Consider the following 11,712-nt stretch of genomic DNA (forward strand, 5'->3'; position numbering starts at 1 on the left):
AAGCTGCACATCGATAGTGCAGCTTTTTGGATCGTTATTCAGTAATATTTTCAAAAATGGTAGTTACTTCAGGGGCATCTTCGATAAGTCCAGCAGATAATAACCAGTCAATGACTTCTTGCCATGATTCTACTGTTTGACTTCCGAAACTTTCATTTTCAGTTTCCATTTTAGAAAGAAGAATTTCTAAGCTTTGATCTTCAACTTCGCGAATAAGTGGGAAGTTGGCTTGGTCTTGATTTGCAAATAAAATATCTAAACTTTCTGCAGGATTGTTTTTCATTTTCTCATAACCTTTTACAGCTGCACGCCAGAATGCTTCAATCTCTTCACGTTTTTCTTCTAAATGATCTTCATTGGTTACAATTACTAACTCATAATATGAAGGAACACCGTAATCTATCGGATTGAAATAACGGATGTCATGACCTTGATGCTTTAACACAGGGTATTCATGGTTAATATAAGTACCGATCACAGCATCTACACGCTCACTTACAATCGAAGAACCTAGTTCAAATCCAACATCCATTATGTTTACTTGGTCGTAATCACCGCCATCAGCTTCGACCATTGTTTTTAAAATCGGTTCATTAACAGGAATCCCCGGGTAACCAACTGTTTTGCCTTCTAAATCTGCTGGTGACTCAATGTCACTGTCAGCCATGACCATCATATGGTTTAAAGGGGACCGAACGATAGCAGCTACTGAAACGACTGGAACATCTTTTGTACGAGCCATAATGACGTCAGGTTGGTATGTAATCCCTAGAGTCACCCCGCCAGAAGCAGCCAGATTTATAGGGTCTGTTGGGTTAGCAGGGAAAACAATCTTTACATCTAATCCTTCCTCTTCAAAGTAACCTTCTTCTAATGCCGCGTATAAATAAGAATGGACAGCATTTGGATACCAATCAAGCATAATATCAATACTCGTTAATTCTTCTGTTTCAACTGTACCTGTTGTATCTCCTTCTGTTGCTTCATCATTTTCTTCTTGTTGTTGATCCGCACCACACGCTGCTAGGCTTAAAGCGGTTGCAAGAGAAAGTACAAACATTGATAGTTTTTTCATGATTTTTTCCTCCATTTTAGTAAATAGGTTTCGAGTGCTTTAACGATTAAAAATAAGGTAATGCCAAGAATTGATAACCAGACAATCGGGGCAAAAACGCCAGCGCCATCAAATTGCGTCATCATCCTGCGGCTAAAATAGCCTAAACCTGCATTGGCTCCTAACCATTCACCGATTGCCGCTCCAATAACGCTTAAAGTAACAGCTACTTTTAAGCCAGAGAAGAAATAGGGCAGAGCAGTTGGAACTTGAATTTTAAAAAAAGTTTGCCAGCGGTTAGCTCCCATTGTTCGTAATAAATCGATATGATCTTTACTCGTGGAGCGAAGACCATCAAATGCGCCAATCGTTATTGGAAAGAATGTAATAAGAACGGTAACAACGACTTTACTCCAAATGGTATAACCAAACCACAATACGAAAATGGGTGCTAGAGCAATAATGGGAATGGTTTGCGAAGCAATCACAATAGGAAAAAATGTCTTTTCAGCGAGTGTACTCATGTTCATCCACACTGCTAAGCTAACCCCAAATACAATCGATATAACCAGACCAATCAGTACAACTTCTAGAGTTGCAAGTAAATGGACTTTAAAAAGAACGTCATGCAATTCAACCATCTTAGCTAAAATTAATGTGGGTGAAGGCAGGATAAATGGCTTATTTACCTGATTTGCAGCTATCTCCCACCCAAGAAGCAGCAGGAGTAAAAGAATGACTGAACTTGCATAATATTTTAATTGTTTCATAGCTTCACCTGCTGCCGTAATTCATGTAGTAATTCACTTTTAATTGTTGCCAGTTCCGGTGAAAGTAAGTCTTCTAGTTTCCTAGGTCGTGGTAATGGTACTTGTATTTCTTTAAAAGTCGACAGTGGCGATTGCGAGAAAAGAAATACTCGATCCGATAAAAATAACGCTTCGTCTACATCGTGAGTAATAAAAACGACTGTTTTTTCAAGTTTACCCCATTGATCTAGAAGCCACTCTTGCATGGATAGACGTGTTACTGCATCGAGTGCACTAAAAGGTTCATCGAGAAGTAACAGGTTTCCCCCGCCAAGCATGGCTCGTAAAAAAGAGACTCGTTGTCTCATTCCCCCAGACAGCTGATTGGGAAAGTCATATTCATGGCCTTTGAGCCCGAATTCTTCAAGTAACTGCAAAACCTGTTCTTTTCTGTCTTTTTTAGTAAATCCATTAATTTCAAGTGGTAGAAACGCATTATCAAGGATATTTCGCCAGTCAAGAAGCATATCTTGTTGGGGCATGTAACCGACCTTGCCTAAGCGTTTCATTTCCTCTTCTCCATACAGCGATATCGAGCCTTTTGTCGGTTGTTCCAGCCCTGTTATTAATCTGAAAATGGTGCTCTTGCCAGATCCACTCGGTCCTAATAAGCTTACAAATTCGCCACTTTGGATGGTAAAAGATAAATGGTCAAGAATGGGTGTTACCTTTTCTTTCTTTTTTCCTTTATAGGAAAAGGAAACATCGTCAAACGTTAAGACATTATTGCTCATCATCTGTCGGCCACATCTGTAAGTTGTAAGACATATCCCAGAACATATACTCATAGCGACTTGTATTTAGAAAAATTTCTTCAAGAGCGGTTAGTTCAGCTTCTGTTCTTCCTTCTGCTAGTTCATTCATTAAAGTGATAAGCCAATCCGCTAATTCTCCAAACTCTTCAGAGGCGTACATCTTTACCCATTCACCGTATGTTTCATTTTCAAGTGCTCCAGGAATTTTACTTAACTCCGTTCCAATCTCATAATAACTCCAAGTGCACGGCAGGACAGCTGCAACGAGGTCTGCTAATGAACCGCGTTGGGAAACATTTAGCATATATCCACTATAAGCTAGAGTAGTTGGAGCGGCTTTTGTTGCTTCAAGTTCTGCCTCACTTATTCCGAGACGACTTGCGTATTGTCGATGTAAATCCATTTCTACATTTAATGTAGAGTCTAGTAATTTTGCAAAGGTTGACATCGTTTTAAGGTCAGTTCCTTTAAGACTGCCTAGTGCAAATAAACGTGCATAATCAATGAGGTACAAGTAGTCTTGTTGCATAAAAAACTTAAACTTTTTAATATCTAACGTACCATGGCCAATTCCTTGAACAAACGGATGGTCATGGCTCTTTCTCCAAATTGGATTTGCTTTTTCGTATAAGCGATCTGTAAATTTCATTTTTAACCACTCCTTATCTATTTTCGTTTTTATAAGCCGCTAATCAGGCACTTCCACCTTTCGTTGTCTAGTTTCAGGCTCCATCGGCTCGAGGTCGCTTCAGACCATCAATCGTGTCCAAAAGCAGGACACGATTTGCTGTTCCTCCAGCGCTTGTCGCCGATTACAGGAGCCTTCCACCTTTCGTGTCTAGTTTCAGGCTCCGTCGGCTCGAGGTCGCTTCAGTCCATCAATCGTGTCCAAAAGCAGGACACGAATTGCTGTTCTTCCAGCGCTTGTCGCCGATTAACGGGAGCCTTCCACCTTTCTCGTATTACACCATTCGTAAATGAATTGAGTCATTACTTTTGTAAATTGAACGAGTTGGTCAATTGAAAGTTGTTCATTTACGGCATGAGCATGCTCGAGTTTTCCAGGTCCATAAATAACGGTAGGAATACCTTCTTCTCCAAGCCAGCCTCCATCTGTTACTGTAGGAGACATCCCAATTGTAGCCTTTTCATGAAGAACTGATTGATGAACATGAGCTAATGTTTGAAGGCCTTCGTGCTTCTCATCAATTGCGAGAGAAGGGAAGATTTCGCCACGGTCCTCAATCATAGATGAGCCGCCCCAACGAAATGTTGGGAGGTTCTCTCTAAGCCATGGATCAGCTTTTGCAACATTAAGAATATGTTCTTCAATTTCTTTTGCAATCTCTTCATGATTTTCATTTGGATAAAAATGTACCGTAATCCATAAGGCGCATCGATCAGCTATGAAAGCAGCATGACGGCCACCTTCAATAACGGCTGGATTAATCGTTGTCATTCCAGCAGGAAATCCAGGGAATGACTTTGTAACTGCCCAATGTTGCTCAAGATCTTTTAATCCTTCAATAATTTTTGTCATTTTTTCAATGGCACTTGCTCCAAATAAACCACCACCTGCATGGATCATACTGCGACGGTTTGCATCATGAAATGTTTGTGCACTTTGTATTGTAATCCAGCCGGTAATGACTCCACCTTGCCCTTGGATTTGGCAGTCACTTGTATCGACTACGACAGCGAAATCAGCATCATACCCTTTTTTACAACACTCAAGTGTTCCTGCTTCACCAACCTCTTCACCAATAACCGACTGGAAGGTAAGGTCGCCAGAAAGGGTAACTCCAGCTTCTTTTAGTAGCTTAATAGCAAATAAAGACCCGGCGAGACCTCCTTTCATATCAGCAGCTCCACGACCGTACAAGATATTATCTTTTACAACAGGGGTGAAAGGGTCTTGCTCCCATTGTTCTCCTTCTTCAACAGAAGCGACATCAATATGACCATTAATAAGGAGGCTGTTGTATTCCGTAGATTTTGTTCCAGTTAGAACCCCAACTACATTAGGATCACCTTCATATACATCCCACTTATCAATCGAAAACCCTATGTCATTTAAATATGTAGCAATAAATCCTTGTGCATCAGCAGTATTTCGAGCAGGCGGGCTTGGTGTTTGATAGCGAATTAATGTTTTGGCTAGATCAACAAGTTCCTCTTTTCGTTCATCAATCTGGTGAAGTAGTAGATCAATAGATGTTTTGTTCAAAATACGCACTCCTTTCAATAATAGAATGAAAAACTGATACTACTCCTAAATAGCATAAAAAAACCACTTCCGATTGAGAGGGAAGTGGTTGAATAGTCAGTACGAATTAAATGTTTTAACATTGCCTTATTCGCTGTCCTGACTATCCACTTCCCTCCGCTAGTATTATCTAGATCAGGTACAAGGGTTTAGGCATTTGCCAGTCTCAGCTAATAAAAAGCACCCCTAGTAGATATTTCATATTAAGATTTAATTTGCTACTCTGTGTACAAAATTAACACACTTACAGTAGAAACTCAACCGAAAAATCAGAAAGTACTGAAACAATAAGAGTTATGAAAATACCTGTTTCATAACAGATTAATGAGTTTTGCTTTTTTTGTAACAGTTAATATAGAATTCCCAGTATGAAGGGAATGTTAGTTAGTTGAATTTTATTTTTTTATGGAATGGGCTTCGGTAATTGAGTAATATTTTTCCGCTACTTTATGAAAATAGTCTGAAGTTAATGGTATTGTAAGGAAATAGAAGAAGTTAAGGAAAATTAAATTCTTAACTATTTGTTTAAAAGATTGAATATTACGACTATTTATAAAAGATCAAAAAAAGTGAAAAAAGTGGTTGAGTTTTCTATTTATCTGTTATATTATAAAAGTGTAAACAACAAACTGTAGTAATACAGAAAAGAAGTAAAGAAGTTGGGGTCAATTGATTGAGAAATATTATTATCTACGATTTTTGATCAACTAGTAACCAATTAATCTATACAGAAACTTACATAGCATTGGTCAACTAGATATAATAACTCAATCATAATTAAAATTTAATGAAGAAAAGGGAGATGGAGATTATGGCAAAAGTAAACATTCAAGAAGAAGCTAAGAAATTACAAGAGCAGTGGGATAATGACCCACGTTGGGCTGGTATCGAACGTCCTTATTCAGCTGAAGAAGTAGTTCGTTTACGCGGTTCTGTTCAAATTGATCATACATTAGCACGTTTAGGTTCACAAAAATTATGGAAGCTTGTAAATGAAGAGCCTTATGTAAATGCACTTGGTGCACTTACTGGTGGTCAAGCGGTTCAACAAGTAAAAGCTGGACTAAAAGCAATCTACTTAAGTGGATGGCAAGTAGCTGCTGATGCTAACCTTGCTGGTCACATGTATCCTGACCAAAGTTTATATCCTGCAAACTCAGTACCACAAGTTGTTAAGCGTATCAACAACTCTTTACAACGTGCGGATCAAATTCAACATATGGAAGGCGAAGGCGAAGTTGATTATTTCGCACCAATCGTAGCTGACGCTGAAGCTGGTTTTGGTGGACAGCTAAACGTATTTGAACTTATGAAAGGCATGATTGAAGCTGGTGCGTCTGGTGTTCACTTTGAAGACCAATTAGCTTCTGAGAAAAAATGTGGTCACTTAGGTGGTAAGGTACTTATCCCTACACAAACAGCTGTACGTAACTTAGTATCAGCTCGTCTTGCAGCAGACGTTTCTGGTGTACCAACACTAGTAATTGCTCGTACAGATGCTGATGCAGCTGACTTAATTACAAGCGACATCGATCCATTAGATGCTCCATTCATTACTGGTGAGCGTACTCCAGAAGGTTTCTTCCGTACAAATGCTGGTATCGACCAAGCAATTGCACGTGGTCTTGCTTATGCTCCATATGCTGACCTTATCTGGTGCGAAACTTCTAAACCAAGTCTTGAAGAAGCGAAGCAATTTGCTGATGCTATTCATGCAAAATTCCCTGGGAAAATGCTTGCATATAACTGCTCGCCTTCATTCAACTGGGAAGCTAACCTTGACAAAGATACAATCGAAACTTACCAACAAGAACTTGGTAAAATGGGATACAAATTCCAATTCGTTACACTTGCTGGTTTCCACTCTCTTAACTACAGCATGTTTGAACTTGCTCGTGGCTATAAGACTCGTGGTATGGGTGCTTACTCTGAGCTTCAACAAGCTGAATTTGCTGCTGAAGAGCATGGTTACACAGCTACTCGTCACCAACGTGAAGTTGGTACTGGTTACTTTGACCAAGTATCTCAAACTGTATCTGGTGGTACTTCTTCAACTACAGCTCTTAAAGGTTCAACTGAAGAAGCACAATTCCAAAAGCAATAAGAATTATAGCGTTTTTTTAACAAAACTCTCTCATCAATTTAAATAATAAATTTTTGAAAGGCTGGCTACAATTTAGTAGTCAGCCTACTTTTTGTCACCTAAAGGCGCTAAAAAAACGAGCACATACCATGTGCTCGTTTTTCATACTCAACTTCGAAAGGTTAGTCAACCTTCTTTTCTGCAATTAATATACCATCGCCATCAGCATAAACATATTGATTAGGCTCCCAGTTTACTCCTGCAAATTGTACAGGTACGTTTGTATCACCCAACCCTTTTTTGATACTACGAATTGGATTCGTTCCAATTGCAAACACGCCAATATTCATTTCGTTAATTTGTGCAGAATCGCGAATACAACCATTAATTATAACCCCAGCTAAATTACGTGATACTGCAATTTCAGCTAGGTTATCACCCATTAAAGCACATTTCTTTGACCCGCCCCCGTCAACTACGAGGACGCTTCCTTCAGGAACTTCTTGGAGAGCTTTTTTGACTAATACATTGTCTTCGAAAACACGTACAGTACAAATCGGTCCTTCAAATGTTTTTTTCTGACCCCAAAATTGAAAGATTGGTTCAGCGAGTAGTAATTGTTCTCCATGTGCATCGTGTAAGTCAGCAGTTTGTATTGGCATTATTTTTCCTCCTAGACTATTGATGAATAAATATTCGTCATTTCCTATTAAAATTCCTGCTTTTTTGCTAAAGAATTTATGACGTGAAGAGAATTTTTTTATTATTGTGGGATGTTATAATAGAGGTCTAATCGCTTTTTTGGTACAATCATACTATCGGAAAAAATCGTCATGTGTTTATTACGCAAAACGACATTTTTCTCATACTTATTGAAAAAGAAAGAAAATTATTGGAGGCTTAAAACTATGAAAATGATGGATGCAAACGAAATTATCTCTTTTATCTCAAATAGTGTGAAAAAGACACCAGTTAAAGTACATATTAAAGGTGAGTTAGAAGGAATTGACTTCGGTTCTGACACAAAAGCATTTATTACAGGAAATGTAGGAGTTCTTTTCGGAGAGTGGAAAGAAATCGAAGCAGCTATTCAGCAAAATGAAGCAAAAATTGAAGATTATGTCGTAGAAAATGATCGCCGCAACTCAGCTATCCCATTACTTGACATGAAAAATATCCAAGCTCGTATTGAACCAGGTGCAATTATTCGTGACCAAGTTGAAATTGGTAACAACGCAGTTATCATGATGGGTGCAAGCATTAACATCGGTTCAGTTATCGGAGAAGGTACGATGATTGATATGAACGTAGTAATGGGTGGACGTGCTACAGTAGGGAAGAACTGCCATATCGGTGCAGGTTCAGTCCTAGCAGGTGTAATTGAACCACCTTCTGCAAAACCAGTTGTAGTTGAAGATGATGTAGTCGTTGGAGCTAACGCGGTAATTCTTGAAGGTGTTACGGTTGGTAAAGGTGCGGTAGTAGCTGCAGGGGCAATCGTTACTGAAGATGTACCTCCAAATACTGTTGTTGCTGGAACTCCAGCTCGTGTTATTAAAGAGATTGATGAAAAAACTAAAGGAAAAACAGAAATTAAGCAAGAATTACGTCGCTTAAACGAAGATAATTAATCACTTATGGCATTCATTGAGCTTTCGCTTGATGGATGCCTCAATTCTATCTACAAAGGAGGGCCACTCATGACGAATTGGCAAAGCCTCGATCAACAATATATGATGTCTACGTATAACCGTTTACCGATTACGATTGAAAAAGGAGAAGGAAACCGTCTTTTTGATACCGATGGAAAAGCCTATCTAGATTTATTTACCGGTTTAGCAGTTAATATACTTGGGCACTCTCATCCCGAGATTGTGAAAACGATTAAGGAACAAGGTGAAAAGTTTTTACATATTTCAAACGTATTTTTAAATCAACCAGCTATTCAATTAGCGAAAACGTTAGTTGAGCAGTCAATTGACGGAAAAGTTTTCTTTACGAATTCAGGAGCTGAAGCTACAGAGTCTGCGATTAAATTAATTCATAAGTGGACAAAAGATGGAGAGAAAAGTAATCGTGGTGTCGTCGTTCTGGAGAAGAGTTTTCACGGCAGGACATTGGGTGCATTAAAATTAACTCGACAACCGGGTGTTTATCAAGATTTTCCTGTAACGGATATGCCGGTTTATGAAGTTGAACCTCATAATCTTGCACAGCTTGAAGAAATAATTAAAACAAAGAAACCTGCAGCTGTACTCATGGAGCCAGTGCTTGGATCAGGTGGTATTCTACCATTAGAAGAAGAGTATTTACGTGAGGTTGCTCGTTTGACAAAAAAATATGGTGTACTCTGCTGCATGGATGAAATTCAAACAGGAATTGGACGTACAGGAACAGTATTTGCTTATCAGCACGCAGGGATTTCACCAGATTTAATTTTATTTGCCAAAGGAATTGGCGGTGGCTTACCGCTTGGAGGTATTATCGTTTCTAACGAATTAAGTCATCTATTTAAACCTGGTGATCATGGGACAACTTTTGCACCATCACCATTAAGTGCGGCCCTTGGTAATACAGTGTTCAAGGTTTTACTAGAAGATGGTGAGCTGGAGAAATCAGTGGCTCGTTCAAAATACTTACATGAAAAACTAAATCAATTAAAAGACAAAAATCCTAAAGTATTAGAAAGAATTCGCGGTAAAGGAATGATGGTTGGTATAGTAACACTCCTTGCTCCTGAAGATGCAAAGAAGTTGCAACGAGACCTGTTGGCAGAAGGCTATTTAGTCGATGTGACCCAACAAACGATCATTCGTCTACTCCCACCACTCACGCTCACCGAAAAAGAAATAGATGCATTCATCAAAGTTTTAGAAGCAAAATTTGAGCTTGTACAGGAGAAGGAGCTTAACCAATGATGGATGTTTCTAAATTAATTGAGGTAAGAAGAGCACTTCATCAAATTCCAGAGTTAGGGTTTGAAGAAGTGAAAACACAAGGTTTTCTATTAGAATATATTAATCAACTTCCGCAGACGCACTTAGAAATTAAAACGTGGAAAACAGGGATCGTCGTAAAAGTTCAAGGGAGTGATCCTGTAAGGATGATTGGCTATCGTGCTGATATCGATGGGTTGCCTATGGATGAAGAGACATCTTATCCGTTTCGATCGACTCATCCTGGGAAGATGCATGCTTGTGGTCATGATCTTCATATGACGATTGCTTTAGGAGTGCTCACCCATTTTTCAAAAGCACAACCTAAAGATAACCTTTTATTTATTTTCCAACCTGCAGAAGAAGGTCCAGGTGGGGCACAACCAATGCTAGCAACAGATATTTTTAAAAAGTGGCGACCTGATCAAATGGTTGCCTTACACATTGCTCCAGAGTATCCAGTAGGTACAATTGCAACAAGAGAAGGGTTGCTTTTTGCAAATACGTCTGAATTATTTATTGATTTAAAAGGTCAAGGCGGGCATGCTGCTTATCCACATACAACAAGGGATATGATCGTTGCCGGAGCACATTTAGTAACTCAACTTCAATCTATCGTTTCGCGAAATGTGGATCCGCTCGATTCAGCCGTCGTGACAATTGGGAAAATCACAGGTGGTACAAAGCAGAACATTATTGCGGAAAAGGCACGTATTGAAGGAACGATACGAACGCTTTCCATTGAGTCGATGCAAAAAGTCAAACAGCGAATTGAAGCACTTGTTAAAGGAATAGAAGCTGGGTTTGAATGTAGCGCAACAATCGATTACGGTGCAAACTATTGTCAAGTCTATAATGATCAAGAGTTAACTCGTGAGTTTATGAACTTTACGCGTAATCACTCAAAAGTCGATTTGATTGAATGTACAGAAGCGATGACGGGTGAAGACTTTGGTTATTTCTTAGAAGAAATTCCTGGATTTATGTTTTGGCTTGGAGTCAACAGTCCGTATGGCCTTCATGATAATCGTTTGGAGCCGAATGAACAGGCTATAGAAGTTGCGGTCACACACTTAATTGATTACTTACACTATAAATCAGAAAACTAGATCTTCACTTTAATGTGTACCCTTTGTAAAGGACATTTTAAAAAAGCCTAAGCGGTTTTAAGAAGATGATCTCTGTATTGAACAGGGGTCATCTTTTTCATATTCCATTGGTATCTAAAATGGTTATAGTATGTCATGTAAGATTTAATTTCTTTTTTTAATTCATCGAGTGTTTCGCATGGCTTAATAGAAGTCTCATCTTTAAAGTGACCAAAGAAAGATTCTTGTGGTGCGTTATCCCAACAGTTCCCACGTCTAGACATGGATTGACGTAACCCCATTCCCTTTACTATTTTTTGAAATATAGGGCTAGTGTAATGGACGCCTTGATCAGAATGTATAAACGCATTTGGAGCTAACTTTACTCTCCTGTTATTCTTGAGCTTGAGAAGTGTATCTGTTGCGATATCTAAGGTCATACGTTCAGAAATGTGATAAGCCAAAAGTTCGTTGGTTGAACCATCTTTAACGGTTGACAAATAGGCCTTTTTCCCTTTGCCATAGAATAAATAGGTAATGTCAGTAAGAAGAACCTTTCCAGGTATATCTTGTTTAAAGTTCCGTTGTAACAGGTTTGGGAGGACCCTGTGTTCTTTGGTTGCTTTCATCATTCGCCTATAGGGATTTGCTTTTCTAATAGGGCAGATGATGCCGTACTTCTTCATAATTCTCCGAATACGTTTCAAGTTGAAGACAACCT

11 protein-coding genes and 1 riboswitch are annotated in these 11,712 nt (G+C 38.9%); of the genes, 4 read left to right on the plus strand and 7 right to left on the minus strand.

Annotated features, from left to right (window positions below; translation table 11 throughout):
- Positions 1-34 precede the first annotated feature (34 nt).
- From ACNSTQ_RS06890 to ACNSTQ_RS06910, 5 genes are all read right to left on the minus strand, one after another.
- On the minus strand, positions 35-1,075 hold the full coding sequence (locus tag ACNSTQ_RS06890) for an ABC transporter substrate-binding protein (RefSeq protein ID WP_418199115.1): 1,041 nt from the start codon (positions 1,073-1,075) through the stop codon (positions 35-37).
- Positions 1,072-1,824: an ABC transporter permease gene (locus ACNSTQ_RS06895; protein WP_418199116.1), complete on the minus strand. Its 753-nt coding sequence runs from the start codon at positions 1,822-1,824 to the stop codon at positions 1,072-1,074. Before ACNSTQ_RS06895 ends, ACNSTQ_RS06890 begins: the two co-directional genes overlap by 4 nt.
- Positions 1,821-2,597, minus strand: coding sequence for an ABC transporter ATP-binding protein (locus ACNSTQ_RS06900; RefSeq protein ID WP_418199126.1), 777 nt, complete (start codon positions 2,595-2,597; stop codon positions 1,821-1,823). The genes ACNSTQ_RS06895 and ACNSTQ_RS06900 overlap by 4 nt, the downstream gene beginning before the upstream one ends.
- Positions 2,587-3,267: a thiaminase II gene (gene tenA, locus ACNSTQ_RS06905; RefSeq protein ID WP_418199117.1), complete on the minus strand. Its 681-nt coding sequence runs from the start codon at positions 3,265-3,267 to the stop codon at positions 2,587-2,589. Before tenA ends, ACNSTQ_RS06900 begins: the two co-directional genes overlap by 11 nt.
- Positions 3,268-3,552: 285 nt before the next feature.
- Positions 3,553-4,845 (minus strand): acetylornithine deacetylase, encoded by a 1,293-nt coding sequence (locus ACNSTQ_RS06910; RefSeq protein WP_418199118.1) that lies wholly within the window; start codon positions 4,843-4,845, stop codon positions 3,553-3,555.
- 134 nt (positions 4,846-4,979) lie between these two features.
- A riboswitch (TPP riboswitch) is annotated at positions 4,980-5,082 on the minus strand.
- 613 nt (positions 5,083-5,695) lie between these two features.
- Between ACNSTQ_RS06910 and aceA the strand changes: the two genes are divergently transcribed.
- Positions 5,696-6,988 (plus strand): isocitrate lyase, encoded by a 1,293-nt coding sequence (gene aceA, locus ACNSTQ_RS06915; protein WP_216828156.1) that lies wholly within the window; start codon positions 5,696-5,698, stop codon positions 6,986-6,988.
- A gap of 161 nt (positions 6,989-7,149) precedes the next feature.
- Here aceA and rraA read toward each other — a convergent pair whose 3' ends face one another.
- Positions 7,150-7,629 (minus strand): ribonuclease E activity regulator RraA, encoded by a 480-nt coding sequence (gene rraA / locus ACNSTQ_RS06920; protein WP_418199119.1) that lies wholly within the window; start codon positions 7,627-7,629, stop codon positions 7,150-7,152.
- 246 nt (positions 7,630-7,875) lie between these two features.
- Here rraA and dapD point away from each other — a divergent pair, with 246 nt between their 5' ends.
- The 3 genes from dapD to ACNSTQ_RS06935 all read left to right on the plus strand — a co-directional run bounded on the left by dapD (position 7,876) and on the right by ACNSTQ_RS06935 (position 11,012).
- Positions 7,876-8,598: a 2,3,4,5-tetrahydropyridine-2,6-dicarboxylate N-acetyltransferase gene (gene dapD / locus ACNSTQ_RS06925; RefSeq protein ID WP_418199120.1), complete on the plus strand. Its 723-nt coding sequence runs from the start codon at positions 7,876-7,878 to the stop codon at positions 8,596-8,598.
- Positions 8,599-8,667: 69 nt separating this feature from the next.
- A complete protein-coding gene (locus tag ACNSTQ_RS06930) occupies positions 8,668-9,885 on the plus strand; it encodes an aspartate aminotransferase family protein (RefSeq protein WP_418199121.1) in 1,218 nt (405 codons plus the stop codon).
- Positions 9,885-11,012 (plus strand): N-acetyldiaminopimelate deacetylase, encoded by a 1,128-nt coding sequence (locus ACNSTQ_RS06935; protein WP_418199127.1) that lies wholly within the window; start codon positions 9,885-9,887, stop codon positions 11,010-11,012. Before ACNSTQ_RS06930 ends, ACNSTQ_RS06935 begins: the two co-directional genes overlap by 1 nt.
- Before the next feature lie 47 nt (positions 11,013-11,059).
- Here ACNSTQ_RS06935 and ACNSTQ_RS06940 read toward each other — a convergent pair.
- On the minus strand, positions 11,060-11,712 hold a 653-nt coding region (locus ACNSTQ_RS06940; RefSeq protein WP_418199122.1), incomplete at its 5' end, for an IS3 family transposase.

The sequence above is a fragment of the Alkalihalobacterium sp. APHAB7 genome (assembly GCF_048323755.1).
GTDB lineage: Bacteria > Bacillota > Bacilli > Bacillales > Bacillaceae_F > Alkalihalobacterium.